A 14,800-nucleotide genomic window follows, 5' to 3' on the forward strand; every position below is an offset into this window, starting at 1 on the left:
ACTCCAATTTGTCTCTATTTGTACCGCAAGCGAACAAACTAATCGCCAATTTTTGCCCAGGTATCACGTAGCCCAACGGTGCGGTTAAATACCAAGTGCTCAGGGCTTGAGTCTTGATTGTCAGCACAGAAGTAACCTTGGCGTTCAAACTGATACGCTTGCTCGGCCTTGGCATTCACTAGGCTAGGTTCAACAAAACCTTGCTTAACCACTAAAGACTCTGGGTTTAATACCGCAGTAAAGTCTTCTTCGGCTGCTGGGTTTGGCACGGTGAATAAACGGTCGTACAAACGAATTTCTGCAGGTTTGGCATGTTCAGCCGATACCCAATGAATAACACCTTTAGGCTTGCGACCATCGGCTGGGTTTTTACCCAAGGTGGTTTCATCGTAAGTACAATAAACGGTGGTCACCTTACCGTTTTCGTCTTTATCGCAACGCTCAGCTTTGATCATATAAGCATTACGTAGGCGAACTTCTTTACCGATCACCAAGCGCTTGTATTTTTTGTTAGCTTCTTCGCGAAAGTCATCGGCTTCGATATACAGTTCGCGGCTAAATGGCACCTCTCGCTCGCCCATGTCTTCACTTGGGTGTGAGGGTGCAGACAAGATTTCTACTTTGTCTTCTGGGTAGTTTTCGATGACTACTTTAATCGGGTCAAGCACCGCCATCGCACGCGGTGCGTTAGCGTTAAGATCTTCACGAATACAGGCTTCCAACATCGGCATTTCTACCATGTTTTCCATCTTAGTCACGCCGATACGTTTACAAAATTCAACGATTGAAGCAGGCGTGTAACCACGGCGACGCAAACCTGCAATGGTCAACATACGTGGATCATTCCAGCCGTTCACGTGACCATCGGTGACGAGGGTATTCAGCTTACGCTTAGACATCACGGTGTATTCAAGATTTAAGCGTGAAAACTCATACTGATGAGGCACAGTATCAATAGTAATGTTTTCTAATACCCAGTCGTATAAACGGCGGTTATCTTGGAATTCCAAGGTACATAGCGAATGAGTAATCCCCTCAAGCGCATCAGAAATACAATGAGTAAAATCGTACATCGGATAGATACACCATTTATCACCGGTTTGATGGTGATGAGCAAAACGTACCCGGTAAATCACTGGGTCACGCATGCACATAAATGATGAGCTCATATCGATTTTAGCGCGCAGAGAACACTCACCCTCTTTAAACTCGCCCGCGCGCATTTTTCTAAACAGCGCTAAGTTTTCTTCAGCAGGGGTGTCGCGGTAAGGGCTGTTTTTACCAGGTTGGTTTAAAGTACCGCGGTACTCTTTGGCTTGCTCTGCATTTAAGAAACACACATAGGCCAAACCTTTTTGAATCAGCTCTTCAGCATAAGCGTACAGTTGATCGAAATAGTTAGACGAATAACAGACCTCGCCATCCCACTCAAAACCTAACCAGCGAACGTCTTGCTGAATCGAGTTAACGTAGTCGATGTCTTCTTTTTCGGGGTTAGTATCGTCGAAACGTAAATTACACTTACCCTGGTAGTCTTGAGCGATGCCAAAGTTTAAACATATCGATTTAGCATGACCGATATGCAAATAGCCGTTTGGCTCAGGTGGGAAACGAGTATGCACATTTGTATGCTTACCCGATTTAAGATCTTCATCAATAATGTGACGAATGAAATTGCTAGGGCGATTTTCCGCCTCACTCATACCAGCCTACCTATCTATACTGATTATCAAAATTTTAAAGCCGTATAATCCCTGATTCTGCGGCTTTGTACAAGCAACCTTCTAACAAGCGTTGAAAAGATCGCCGCGTTAAGCAAAAAACGCTGCCATAAACGCCTGTTAATGTATTTCCTAAGCTATATTTCTCACCGCAACAGCCTGCTCTTTCGTAACTACGCCTGTAATTGTTAAGCTTGGATTGCCAATCAAACTTAAGCAACGTAGCGTATAGCCATAGTTTGGTTAAATTTGGAGTCCAATAAATGAAAAAGTTAATTCCGCTACTAATGGCGAGTAGCTTACTGGTAGCCTGTGACGGCAATGAAGTGGGTGACGTCTCTTTGGGTTTTCTCACCACTAAAGACATAAAAATTAGTGTACTTAATGACCCACTGATCCCTGGCGTCACCTGTCATATTGCCAATGTGGAAGCGAATTTGGATTTTGCCGATCCCAGCGACATGTCGATTGCCTGCCGCCAAACCGGTGAAATCACCCCGGCCATGATTGCCCAAATCGACCGTAGTAAGTCAGGAGAGGTGGTGTTTAAAAAATCCAAGAGTATTTTGTTTAAATCGTTGAAGATAAGACGAATTTACGATGCCGATTCGCAAACCTTAATGTACCTATCCTACTCCACCAAAGAAACTTCTGGCAGCTACAAACACAGCTTGTCGACAGTGCCCTTATGGGGAACTCAGGCTTACTTAGCGCCAGTTAATACACTTCAAAATTAACCATACTGAACGCTATTTGTAGATAATCTCGGGAGAAACGGTAACACTGAGCACAAGGGCTCAGTGTTAGGCTAAGCAGAACTATTGTTTATAGGGGAGCGCCGACATAGCACCTTTTTCACCCACCGCTAAGCCTCCGCTTTGATTACCAAGGGCCAGAGCTTCCAACAATAAGCTCTGCTCTTGCCAATGAGGGTACTGACTCAAATGAGCCAAAACTCCACCCACAAAGGCATCGCCGGCACCGGTAGTATCCACAACTTTAGCTACCGGTTTGGCTGCCACGGCTTGAGTTTCCCCATCAAACACCAATTGGCTGCCCTGCTCGCCTAATGACAAGATCAACGGAATGGTTAACTGGGTTTGCAAATAGTCTCTAGCTTGGGCTAAATCAGCACAGCCACTCAACCAAAGCGCTTCTTCTTCAGAAAACTTAACGACATCGCAGTAAACTAAAAAGGCTTGAATTTGCTCACGCATTTGTTCAGGGCTAGACCACAGCATCGGCCTGAGGTTTAGGTCGAAAAACACCCAGCCACCGGCGGCTCTGCAACGTTTAGCCGCTTCAATAGCGGTTTGGCGACAGCGCTCTGCCACTAAAGCAATAGAACTCAGCTGTAGCCATTGTTCTGCTTGAAATTCGGGTAAGTGTTCAGTAGCTAAAAATTGATCGGCGCTAGGTTGAACTAGAAAGGTAAATTCACGTTCGCCAGCCTCATCTAAAGAAACCAATACCGTGGAGGTTCGCTGCTGGGGATCAAAACTCAAACAACTGATATCCACGCCTTCGTCAGCCAGGGTCTTACTCACCATTTTCCCCATTGGGTCATCGCCCACCCGGCCAATAAAGCCGCTGCTAACCCCGAGGCGAGCCAACGCAACGGCGACATTAGCCGGAGCACCGCCGGGGCACATTCTCAGCAGGCCATCTTTTTCTGGCAACAGGTCAACCACCGCATCACCTAAATTCCATACTTTTACTGAAGTCATTATTTACTCCTCTATCCAACTATTACGTAGCTGGCTCAGCGTCAGTGCAACCTGACCATCATCAAGAATTAACTGGGCTTGCCCCCAAGCTTGTTGAGGGAAAAGACGGCCCGATAATACCGCCTCACCATCGTTAACAAACAGCTCAAAGCTGGAGCTATCAATAAATAGCTGCAACTTAGTTGGGCTTGCACTACGACTTTGATATACCCGCTTTTTATCGCTATTAGCGCAACCAAGCTGACCCCGTTCAATCACCCATTGTCCTTGGCTTGCACTAATACTTAAGCTGGCGTCACCGCAGGGAAGCAGTAATTGAAAAGCACCACAGGATGTCAATTCCATTTCCAGTAAACAACTGCGGCTAATTCCACTTAAACTATGTTTGCCAGCGCCATAACTGTGTTGCTGCTGTCCAGATATTAATTCCCTGATGGCAGCAATGGGTTGTTGTAACAAATAGCCATCTTGCCAGCTCAAACTCCGGGGTAAACCCAGCATTTGCGTCCAGTTATGAGCCACCGTCGGATGTTCTGCTTCATCGGGTAGACCGAGCCAGCCGATTAGCACCGTTTCGCCTTGGTGCTGCAGTGTTTGCGGGGCATAAAACTCGAAGCCATAGTCTAGCAATTGAAAATCGTTGCTTATGCTCAGCTCCGCTGGTCCACCATGCATATCAACCGTGAAATACCCACTTAAATTAGTTGAATTATATTCGGCCGAGTCTGAATGAATACCTTGTGGGCATGCTAATAGCAGCCACTGGTCGTCTAGCTGCAGAAGATCCGGGCATTCCCACATGTAAGCTTGTTGCGGATGGCCAAAATTGATGTCCTTAGTCACATAATGACGTTCACACCAGCCTTGGTCTTGCTGTTGCAATAGACTAATCCCGCCCTGTAGCTCTAATGTTTGCACTCCAAGTACTATCCATGATTGCTCGCCCCAATGAAAAAACTTCGGATCACGAACATGGCCAGTATAGTTATCTAGGCCCTCGATAGTTAGCGGCCCTAGCTTTTCAACCTTTCCGTCTGGCTGCAGTAAGGCTTTACATTGATAACTAAGGCGTTGCTCACCATTGCGCACATTACCGGTGTAATACAGCTCAAGGTTCTCTCCATTACTGACCGCGGTTCCTGAATAGCAGCCATCCTTATCGAACCAATCGGTGGGAGCCAAAGCGGCAGCATGGCTTTGCCAATGCACTAAATCTTGACTACTAAAATGACCCCAGTGTTTGTTCTTATGCTCACAACCAAAGGGGTTCCACTGATAAAACAACTGAAAACGCCCCTGATGAAAGCTGAAACCATTAGGATCGTTAATCAGCCCAGTGGCGGCAGCTATATGGTAGCAGGGACGCCAAGGATCAGCGGCGAATTTATCAGTAGTCCATTGCCATGATTCACTCATGCACACTCCAACTCATTTTAAGAATACTTCATTAACTAAGTTCATTTTAAGGATTAAGCCCCACAAACCGCAATCGGTTCCAACAACACCTTGCGTTTTATGTGACGAATGGCACGGTAAAATCAACAAAAAACCAACAAATGCACGATTTAGCTCACAGTTGACACGTTTCACGCTTGAAAGAAGCGCCATGGCAATTATTCTTAGCGGCAATTGAACTGGAACCGATTTCAGCCCAATTTAAGCCAACAAAAATAGATGATTCAACTACGGACTATTAATCGAAAGAAATAACCATGAACAAATTTGCTGCTATTACTATAACAACTGTACTCGCCGCAGCTAGCCAAGCACAGGCTGCAGTGACTATTGAAGGCCAACAAGGCAAGTTAACCATCGGTGGCGACGTTGAGTTTAACGTTAACTATGTGGATAAAGAAAAAGGATTGGCTAGCCTTAATAACGATAAATCTTGGGATCAAGATGGGCGCTTTTTAGTTTCGTTCTTAGGTGAACGCCAACAAGGCGACTACATGCTACGCGCTCTAGCCCAACCCACCTATGGCACCGACGGCGGAGTAGGAACCGACGATGTCTGGTTTGAAGTAGCCAAAAATGATAGCTGGACCTTTCGCCTAGGCCGCTATGAGGCTTACGACATGAACCCCTTAGGGCAAGACGTATTTGTCAGCCACTCCGGCGACACCGCCGACGGAAAATACCTTGACGGAGGCGTATATATTTACCGCATGCTTGAAGGCCGTGGCCGCTCTGGTAGCGCGGGTCAAGCCATGTACAAGCAAACATTTGGCCCTGTTTACCTAGAGGTATCAACCCTATTTGGTGATAACAGTGGCTTCTTCGCTAATGACAGCTACCACGGTTCTGAACTAACTAAAAATAATAAAAATGCCTTTGTTGTTCGCCCCGTTGTGGCCTACAAACAAGGCGCATTTAGCATCGCCGCAGCCTTAGAAACTAACCTCGTCAGCAACTCTACAATCGACACTGAAGGCAACGATATTTCTGACCGTACCGGCTACGGTTTAACTGCCAGCTATAATCAAGATGGTTTAGTGGTAAACCTGAACGCAGCCAGAATGGATGCCTTCAAAGAAAGCGACACCACTTTTGGTGCAAACTTCTTATGGCACAAGTTTGGCCTTGGTTATATTTACGGCATTAACGACATCGATGACGCGAGCGCAGACAAAAAAGTGAGTACCTTCTACGGCTCTTATCAATTTGCCAACGTCATTGTACCGGATTTCTCTATCTACCTTGGTGCTTATGTAAGCAAGCTAAGCAATGTAGATGCAAATGAAGATAACAACTTCGGCGGCCGAGTACGCTTTAAGTACTTGTTTTAGTACGAACAAAACTGCAAACGGTTCCACTTGTTAGCCTAATGCTCTAGGAACCGTTTTTATGGAATATGCAACAGAGGAATTCAACATGTCCGAAAAAGATACAGCCAAGAAGATCCTAGAGCTGATTGGCGGCAAATCCAACATCGCAAGTGCAGCCCATTGTGCAACTCGGCTTCGCTTGGTACTTAACGATACCGAGCTTGCCGATACCTCAGCAATCAAGGAACTTGAACTGGTTAAGGGAGTATTTACCAACAGTGGTCAATACCAAATCATTATTGGCTCAGGCATCGTCAATCGAGTATTTAGCGCCTTAGCCGAGCTTGCGGGTATTACTGAGGCGTCCACCGCAGAAGTGGCAGAGCAAGGTGCTAAACAAAACCCTTTTCAGGCTTTGGCACGTACCCTATCCAATGTATTTGTACCGATTATTCCTGCGATTGTGGCCAGCGGCTTGTGTATGGGGCTACTGGGCTTCCTACGCACCAACGAGCTGATTGCTACCGACAGTATTTGGTATTTGATTTTAGATATGGTGTCCAGTTCGGCTTTCATCATTCTACCGATCTTGATTGGTTTTGTGGGTGCTAAAATATTTGGTGGAACACCTATTTTGGGCGCGACCTTAGGGGAGTATTAACCCACCCGGCGTTGACTAATGCATGGACTGTTGCCAGCGGTTTTCAATCAACCGAATTATTTGGCATGGAAGTGGGCTTAGTTGGTTACCAGGGTACTGTATTCCCTATGCTTATAGCGACTTGGTTTATGTGTAAAGTCGAAAAACGAGTTCGTAAATGGGTTCCAAACTCCCTAGATGTGATTTTAAGTCCCTTTATCATCCTCGTGGTAACAGGCTTTATTTCCTTGGTGGCGATTGGCCCTGCTGGCCGCATGCTGGGTGACGGTATCTCTACACTACTCCTTTATCTATATGAAAATGTTGGAGTATTGGCTGGCTTATTATTTGGTGGCACTTACTCCGCGATAGTCATCACCGGTATTCACCATAGCTTCCATGCTATTGAAGCGGGTTTATTGGGTGACCCTAATATTGGGGTGAATTTCTTGCTACCTATTTGGTCAATGGCCAACGTGGCGCAAGGGGCCGCCTGTTTAGCCGTTGGTTTGAAATTTAAGAATGTAAAAACCAAGGCTCTGGCCATGCCTTCTGGCATATCCGCTTTATTCGGTATTACCGAAGCCGCCATTTTTGGTATTAACTTACGTTACGTAAAACCATTTTTTGCTGGCTTAGCCGGTGGTGCGGTAGGTGGTGCTTATGTGGTATTTGCTAAAGTGGGCATGACCGCAGTAGGTTTAACCGGTATCCCTGGAATTGCCATCGTCCAAAATAATTCGGTAATTCACTACCTTATTGGTTTCGCGCTAGCTTTCGCAGTGGCTTTTGTTGGGGCTTTTATCACTACCTCGGAAAAAGATTAAGTATCGTTAAATGGCGGTTAAACCGCCATAAGCAATGCTACACATCCCCTTTAAGTCTCATCGCTGAGCAACATTCGTTCTCCAAAGTCTGTTTTCCTGACTTTGGAGAATTTGCTAATACAAACTGAGAAGACGACATCAGAGCGTTATAAGTGAAACTACGCTGCAAACCTTACCCTTTTGGTTGCGGTTTCGCAGCAAGTCCAGCTAAGGCATAGGACTCTCTCTCGGCAAAACGCCCCTGATAAGAGAACGCTAAGGCTTCCGATGGTTTGTCTCGAAGTTGCTTAATTAGCACCGAGGCGGCCTCTTTACCCATGTTTACATAGTCATAATGTACCGAGGCTAATGGTGGCTCTAGTACGGTACACAGTTCGTCGTCGCCCACCCCTATAACCGCCACATCTTTACCCGCGGTAAGACCGCATTCTCTTAACGCTTTTATGGTGCCCGCAGCTAGGCGGTCTGTCACCGCAAACACACCATCAGGCCGATAACCGGTATTGAGGGCCAACTTGGCCTGCTGGTAGCCAGACTCTAGACTAAAATCACAGTTGGTTTGATAGTGACATTCAATATTTGCCAGATCGACAGCATCAACAAAGCCTCGTAAGCGCTGTCGGCCTACCGCCACATCGCTTTGCGGAACGCCAATAAACATTAACTTCTTACAATCAAGTTGCGTTAGCTTAGTGCCAGCGAGAAAGCCACTGCGATAATCATCAAAAAATACGCTAGTAAGGCCGTGTAGCGAAAGATCTTGTCCCACAATCACCACTGGTGCGGCAGATTGTTTAAGGGTTTCAATTAGCTCTTGGTTATATTCAGCCATTAACACAATAATACCGTCGACCCCTTTTGAATTAAGCGTCTTAATATTACTGTTGGTTTTCTCTACCTGCATACCTGCATTCATCAGCAAGGTTTGCATATTTTCTGTTTCAATAACTTCACTAAAACCTTGCACCATGGCCGCCACCGACTTCGAGGTAAGCAAAGGCACGATAATGCCGATGGTGTCGGAGTTGCGAGCTTTTAAGTTCTTCGCAGCAATATTAGCAGTGAAGTTACTTTCATCAATCAGCGCTTGCACTTTGGCTCTAACAGTAGCGTTAACCCCAGGACGTTTGTTCAATACGCGAGATACCGTAGATTTAGAGACTCCGGCCATTTCCGCAATATTTGCTATGGTTTTCAACTAATTGATTCCTTGTTACTGAGTCATTGAGCGGAGCCAACGAGCGACATTTTTCAATCACCTTCTGAGAACAGGTTGCCCCGCTTAAAATCATTAATTGTCAGTAATATGTATCGCCAAAATAGGCATTTACTATTGTTTTTATTGGTTTTTTCATAGACTTCAAGCTTCACTTGATTGTAATCGAATTTGTTTTGTTCTGATACGAATTGGTTTAAAAAATCTCAGCAAGCGCTAGATTCAATAGAGGGAAGCGTTATGCCGTATTCCGCTACCAGCGCTTAATATGCCCAGCATAACCCACGCATTCAACAAGCCAAATAAAGCTAACAACTGGCACATTGATTTTTAGCAGAGCAGCGCCTTTTACCGCGGACGAACAACAAAAAAGGCCCTCAAACTGAGGGCCAAATTAGAACTAACAAACAGCAGCTCTCTACACCACCTTTATTTTGCCGCCAACAATTTCAACTCGTTAGCCACAAACTCAACGTGCGGACCAATCACAACTTGTACCGCGGTTTTACTAGGAACAATAACCCCTGGGACATGCTTTTTCAGTTCAGCAACATTCACTTGAGAGCTATCTTTTACTTCTAAGCGAAGACGGGTCGCACAGTTGTCGACCAACACCAAGTTGCTGTTACCGCCTAACATTTGCAATACCAAACCAGCAACATCTGTGTGTGAACCACCAACACTTAGGCTTGCTTCTTCTTCAGTGGCATCTTCACGACCTGGGGTTTTAAGGTTCATTTTTACAATCATGGTTTTAAACACGAAGTAGTAAATGGCGAAGAACACTAGACCTTGAGGGATCAACATATACCAGTTGGTCGCCAATGGGTTACGTGAAGATAGCACCATATCAACTAGACCAGCACTGAAACCAAAGCCCGCCATCCAATGCATTGAAGAGGAAATGAATACTGAAACACCGGTTAGCAGGGCGTGTACAACATAAAGCACTGGCGCAACAAACATAAAGGCAAATTCTAGCGGCTCAGTCACACCAGTAAAGAACGATGCGGTAGCAGCAGCAATCATAATTGAAGCCACTTTAGATTTATTTTCTGCTTTAGCTGTATGGTAAATCGCTAAGGCTGCACCGGGTAAGCCAAACATCATAATGGGGAAGAAACCCGCCATGTAACGGCCTGTTTCGCCCGGTACCGCATCAGCGGCCACACTTAAGAACTTGCCTAAGTCATTAATGCCGGCCATATCAAACCAAAATACAGCGTTTAGAGCGTGATGTAGTCCAACAGGAATTAATAGACGGTTAAAGGCGCCATAGATGCCAGCACCAACAGAGCCCATGCCAGTAATACTTTCACCGAAACTTACCAAGCCACCAAAGATAAGCGGCCATAGGTACATCATGACAAAGGCCACCACAATACCCGCAACTGAGGTAAGAATAGGCACTAAGCGTTTACCACTGAAGAAGGATAAAGCTTTGTGTAACTCAACTTGGTAGAAGCGGTTGTATAATTCAGCCGCCATGATACCGCTGATAATACCCACGAATTGGTTATTGATTTTAGAGAAGGCTAAAGTGCTTGACTCATTAAGTGCTACCAAACCAATTTGTTCAACTGCCCCCGGTGATAACAGAGTGGTAATCACCATGTAACCAATGAAACCAGCCAAAGCGGCTGCACCGTCTTTGTCACGAGACATGCCATAAGCCACACCAATAGCGAACAGTACCGACATATTGTCGATAATGGCCGCGCCGGACTTAATCAAAAATGCGGCTAAGGCACTATTCCCCCCCAACCATTGGGGTCAATCCAGTAACCAATCCCCATTAGGATGGCTGCTGCGGGAAGTACCGCAACCGGCACCATCAGGGCTCGACCAATCTTTTGTAAGTAACTAAACATAATTATCCCTCTTTAACTGGCTATCCATTAACCAAGTTCAACCTATCAGCAAAAATACCGTCAACTTAAGCTTGGTAACACATGTCACTCACACGTGCTTACTATCACCAAGAACTTAATTCGCAGTGTAAATAATAAAAATTCAATCGCAAATAAAGCACTTCAAAAATGTGACAAAGCCAACTTATCACCTTTTAAAACACGCTTCAAATCACATTTTTTTCATAACTTATTTTTCGAAGAGAATTAAATTGCTAAACTACACTAAAATCGACAGGAGGAAAGTCATGAGATTAATACCTTTAACAGATAAAACCCAAGTGGGACGTTGGTCTGCTCTTTATATCGCGCAGAGAATTAAGTCTTTCAATCCTAGTGAAGACCGCCCTTTTGTATTAGGTTGCCCTACCGGAGGCACGCCTTTAGCGACTTACCAACATTTGATTGAGCTCCACCAACAAGGCCAGCTGAGTTTTGAGCACGTTGTTACCTTTAACATGGACGAATACGTAGGCATTGCCAAAGATCATCCCGAGAGCTACCACAGCTTCATGCATAACAACTTTTTCTCGCATATTGATATCAAGCCTGAGAACATTAATTTATTAGATGGTAATGCACCGGATCTAGAAGCCGAATGTGCTCGTTACGAAGCCAAAATTAAGCAATACGGTAAAATTAATTTGTTCATGGGTGGCGTAGGTGTTGATGGCCACATCGCATTTAACGAACCGGCTTCTTCTCTTGCTTCGAGAACACGCGTAAAAACACTTACCGAAGACACTCGCATGGTCAATGCCCGTTTCTTTAATAACATTGAAGAAGTGCCTAAATTAGCCCTAACCGTAGGCGTAGGTACACTACTTGATGCTGAAGAAATCATGATTTTGGTGACCGGGCACAACAAAGCTCAAGCACTTGAAGCAGCCGTTGAAGGCAGTGTTAACCACCTTTGGACAGTATCTGCCCTGCAGCTTCACCCCAAAGCGATGATCGTATGTGATGAGCCCTCAACCATGGAACTTAAGGTGAAAACGGTACGTTACTTCCACGAATTAGAAGCCGAAAATATTAAAAACATTTAGGATCAATACAATGATGTACGCCCTAAGCAATGCAGTAGTTTTTGATGGTAAAGAGCTTTTGACAGGCTACTCCGTCATCGTCGACAAACAGCACGTTATCTCAGTAATAGCCGATACGCTGGTATCACCACAAATTGATGTCATTGACCTTAATGGAGCCACCTTGTGCCCAGGTTTTATTGACTTACAACTGAATGGTTGTGGCGGTGTCATGCTCAACGGTGACTTTAGCACTACCAATCTAGAACTCATGCACCAAACCAACTTAGCCAGTGGCACGACTCATTTCATGCCTACCCTCATCACTACCAATGATGAGGAAATGGAGCAAGCTGTAGCGATTTCTAGGACTCACCAGCAGCATCAAGGTTCTGGTAACTTAGGCTTACATCTCGAAGGGCCCTATTTAAGCGTGGAGAAAAAAGGCATTCATAGCGAGCAACTGATCCGCCGTTTAAACAAACAGCGCTTACAGTTCTTACTCGACAATAGCGATGCCATTAGCAAGGTGACCTTAGCTCCAGAAAACGTCGAGCTTGCCACCATTAGCGCTCTTAAAGAAGCCGGTATATTGGTATCGATAGGCCATACCAACGCCACCTACCAGCAAGCTACGGCAGCGATCAACGCGGGTGCAGGCTTTGCCACTCACTTATTTAATGCCATGAGCCCAATGACCGGTCGAGAACCCGGCGTGGTGGGCGCCATTTTCGATAACAACCTTTACGCGGGGATCATCGTAGATGGCCACCACGTAGCGGCTCCTAACGTGCGGCTAGCTCAACGACTGTTACAGCAGAAACTTTGCTTAGTGACCGATGCTACCGCAGCAGCAGGCGCAGACATCGACAGCTTTGATTTTGTAGGGCGTAAAATTAGCGTACAGGATGGGATTTGCGTCGGTGATGATGGTACACTGGGCGGCTCGGCTTTAACCATGATAGAAGCAGTAAAAAACTGCGTACAATCAGTAGGTTTCTCACTACGAGATAGCCTGAGAATGGCCTCTTTGTACCCCGCAACAGCGATCTCTATGGAACAACAGTTAGGCAGTATTAAATCGGGCTATCGGGCTAACCTCACTGCCTTTGATAAGGACTTCAATGTGACACTTAGCATTAGCGATGGTCACTTAACTCAATTTAAAACGACGCTAGCATGAACGACAAACTGATTGTCAATGTAGACAAAGTAAAACAAGTGAATACCGCCGCCGTGTACGGAATGATAGACCAACAAGGGCCTATCTCCCGGGTCAAAATCGCCGAGCAAAGCCAATTGGCTCCTGCCAGCGTCACTAAAATCACTCGGCAACTGCTGGCTACTGGCTTAATTAAAGAAGTGGCTCAACAAGCTTCCACCGGAGGGCGCAGAGCGATTTCTTTAATGACCGAACAAGCTAACTATTACTTTGTATCGGTACGCTTAGGCCGCGGTGAAATGGATATATCACTGTTCGATTTAAGCGGTATATCGCATGCGCATTGTTGTAAAACGATGACTGAAACCGAACAGCAAGCGCTAGTAGATGATTTACTTACGCAAATTGACCAGTTTATTCAGCAACAGGTAGACAGCAGCGCCAAGCTGATTGCCGTGGCACTGACCTTATCTGGTTTGGTTAATCCCGGTGAAGGCATTGTAGTATATACCCCACATTACCAACTGCGTGACTGCCCGCTGGCTAAATATATAGAGCAGCGCTTCGGCCTGCCCGCCTATATTGGTAACGATACCCGCGCCAAAGCCTTGGCCGAGCATTATTTTGGTGCCACTAAAGACTGTCTCGACTCAATACTCATTACCGTGCATAACGGCACCAGTGCCGGGATTATTGTTAATGGCCGAGTATTCATGAGCCAGCATCGCGATGTGGGTGAAATTGGCCATATCCAAGTCGACCCTTTAGGTGAAAAGTGTCAATGTGGAAACGTCGGTTGTTTAGAAACCATCGTATCAAATAACGCCATCGTAAAACGCATCGAGAAGCTCATCGCCCAAGGCCGTCCTTGTTTACTAAGCACGCCTTTTAACATTAATGATGTTTGCCAAGCAGCAAATCAAGGCGATACCCTTTGCAAGCAGGTATTAGTGCAAGTGGCTACAGTGTTAGGTAACAGTATCGCTATTTGTATTAACCTATTTCATCCACAAAAGATTGTATTAGGCGGGGAAATCATGGCCAGTGAAGCCATATTACTCCCCACTATTCAACAATGTGTAGAGCACCAAGCGCTTAGCTCCTTTAGCGAGAACTTACCAATCACTGTGGCGCATTTTCAAAATAGCCCAACCATTGGTGGCTTAGCATTGGTGAAGCGTGCACTATTGGACGGAAGTTTGCTGTTACGCCTAATCAGTGACAAAGCCGAATAATAAGGCCAGTGTTGAAGTAACGCACCCGCTAGCGCTAATTTAACACTGGCGCGGCTATTATAAATAGCCCACATCTTGATGCCCTTCTTCCCAACTAACGCCCTCAGCTTGGCATTTATTATCAGCCTGCATATTGCATGGCCCAGCGTTAGTTTCTACAGTAACGCTTGCCATCAACTTATCAGCTCGCCTCACTGACAAATCTATAACATTGCGTGCATTTGAGTGTGCTCACTGATTTATACATCCACTCATCACAATGGAAGTATTCTAAAATAAAATATTCGATATTAAGCAATAAGCTAAAAATGCCTATGTTAGGTTTTGGGGTATTTCTAGTGACCGACAAAGAGCAATGCCAACAGGCTGTGCTCAGAGCCATCCGAACTGGCTACCGAATGATTGATACCGCCGCGGTATACGGAAATGAAGATTCGGTTGGCGCGCCTTAGAAGATGCCTATGTGCAAGGCAAGTTAAAAGCCATCGTGGTCTCTAACTTCTACGCATGTGTGTTAACTAACTTCTGCGAAACCGTCACGATAAAACCGATGGTGAATTAAGTTGAGCTGC

The 14,800-nt window shown here is 45.6% G+C and carries 14 protein-coding genes; 8 read left to right on the forward strand and 6 right to left on the reverse strand.

Annotated elements, in window-relative coordinates; all coding sequences use genetic code 11:
• Positions 1–38 precede the first annotated feature (38 nt).
• Entirely contained in the window at positions 39–1,703 is a 1,665-nt protein-coding gene (glnS, locus tag AR383_RS03535) for a glutamine--tRNA ligase (RefSeq protein WP_055731880.1), read from the reverse strand.
• A gap of 281 nt (positions 1,704–1,984) precedes the next feature.
• Between glnS and AR383_RS03540 the strand changes: the two genes are divergently transcribed.
• Positions 1,985–2,458: a CreA family protein gene (locus tag AR383_RS03540; RefSeq protein WP_055731881.1), complete on the forward strand. Its 474-nt coding sequence runs from the start codon at positions 1,985–1,987 to the stop codon at positions 2,456–2,458.
• Positions 2,459–2,539: 81 nt separating this feature from the next.
• On the opposite strand, the gene AR383_RS03545 is transcribed toward AR383_RS03540, so the two are convergent.
• Positions 2,540–3,448, reverse strand: coding sequence for an aminoimidazole riboside kinase (locus AR383_RS03545; RefSeq protein ID WP_055731882.1), 909 nt, complete (start codon positions 3,446–3,448; stop codon positions 2,540–2,542).
• A gap of 3 nt (positions 3,449–3,451) precedes the next feature.
• The gene (locus AR383_RS03550; protein WP_055731883.1) at positions 3,452–4,864 is read right to left on the reverse strand and encodes a sucrose-6-phosphate hydrolase; all 1,413 of its coding nucleotides are present in this window, start codon (positions 4,862–4,864) and stop codon (positions 3,452–3,454) included.
• A 296-nt stretch (positions 4,865–5,160) separates the two neighbouring features.
• Here AR383_RS03550 and AR383_RS03555 point away from each other — a divergent pair, with 296 nt between their 5' ends.
• The 3 genes from AR383_RS03555 (at position 5,161) to AR383_RS21920 (ending at position 7,680) form a co-directional block, all read left to right on the forward strand.
• Complete coding sequence (locus AR383_RS03555; RefSeq protein WP_055731884.1) at positions 5,161–6,234, forward strand: carbohydrate porin; 1,074 nt, start codon at positions 5,161–5,163, stop codon at positions 6,232–6,234.
• Positions 6,235–6,319: 85 nt separating this feature from the next.
• A complete protein-coding gene (locus tag AR383_RS21915; RefSeq protein WP_232304781.1) occupies positions 6,320–6,874 on the forward strand; it encodes a glucose PTS transporter subunit EIIB in 555 nt (184 codons plus the stop codon).
• An 11-nt stretch (positions 6,875–6,885) separates the two neighbouring features.
• The gene (locus AR383_RS21920; RefSeq protein WP_232304782.1) at positions 6,886–7,680 is read left to right on the forward strand and encodes a PTS transporter subunit EIIC; all 795 of its coding nucleotides are present in this window, start codon (positions 6,886–6,888) and stop codon (positions 7,678–7,680) included.
• Between the two features lie 172 nt (positions 7,681–7,852).
• Here AR383_RS21920 and AR383_RS03565 read toward each other — a convergent pair whose 3' ends face one another.
• The 3 genes from AR383_RS03565 to AR383_RS22550 all read right to left on the reverse strand — a co-directional run bounded on the left by AR383_RS03565 (position 7,853) and on the right by AR383_RS22550 (position 10,767).
• Positions 7,853–8,878 (reverse strand): LacI family DNA-binding transcriptional regulator, encoded by a 1,026-nt coding sequence (locus AR383_RS03565; RefSeq protein ID WP_055731885.1) that lies wholly within the window; start codon positions 8,876–8,878, stop codon positions 7,853–7,855.
• A 447-nt stretch (positions 8,879–9,325) separates the two neighbouring features.
• Positions 9,326–10,660 (reverse strand): N-acetylglucosamine-specific PTS transporter subunit IIBC, encoded by a 1,335-nt coding sequence (gene nagE / locus AR383_RS03570; protein WP_232304783.1) that lies wholly within the window; start codon positions 10,658–10,660, stop codon positions 9,326–9,328.
• Positions 10,639–10,767, reverse strand: a complete 129-nt coding sequence (locus tag AR383_RS22550) for a hypothetical protein (protein WP_257720933.1) — start codon at positions 10,765–10,767, stop codon at positions 10,639–10,641. Before AR383_RS22550 ends, nagE begins: the two co-directional genes overlap by 22 nt.
• Positions 10,768–11,054: 287 nt before the next feature.
• On the opposite strand from AR383_RS22550, the gene nagB reads away from it, so the two are divergent.
• The 4 genes from nagB (at position 11,055) to AR383_RS21680 (ending at position 14,680) form a co-directional block, all read left to right on the forward strand.
• Positions 11,055–11,852, forward strand: a complete 798-nt coding sequence (gene nagB, locus AR383_RS03575) for a glucosamine-6-phosphate deaminase (RefSeq protein WP_055731886.1) — start codon at positions 11,055–11,057, stop codon at positions 11,850–11,852.
• A gap of 10 nt (positions 11,853–11,862) precedes the next feature.
• Positions 11,863–13,014: an N-acetylglucosamine-6-phosphate deacetylase gene (gene nagA, locus AR383_RS03580; protein ID WP_229711048.1), complete on the forward strand. Its 1,152-nt coding sequence runs from the start codon at positions 11,863–11,865 to the stop codon at positions 13,012–13,014.
• Complete coding sequence (locus tag AR383_RS03585) at positions 13,011–14,228, forward strand: ROK family protein (protein WP_055731887.1); 1,218 nt, start codon at positions 13,011–13,013, stop codon at positions 14,226–14,228. The genes nagA and AR383_RS03585 overlap by 4 nt, the downstream gene beginning before the upstream one ends.
• Positions 14,229–14,536: 308 nt before the next feature.
• Complete coding sequence (locus tag AR383_RS21680; RefSeq protein WP_198150204.1) at positions 14,537–14,680, forward strand: aldo/keto reductase; 144 nt, start codon at positions 14,537–14,539, stop codon at positions 14,678–14,680.
• The last annotated feature ends 120 nt before the right edge of the window (positions 14,681–14,800 follow it).

The organism is Agarivorans gilvus, assembly GCF_001420915.1.
GTDB lineage: Bacteria > Pseudomonadota > Gammaproteobacteria > Enterobacterales > Celerinatantimonadaceae > Agarivorans > Agarivorans gilvus.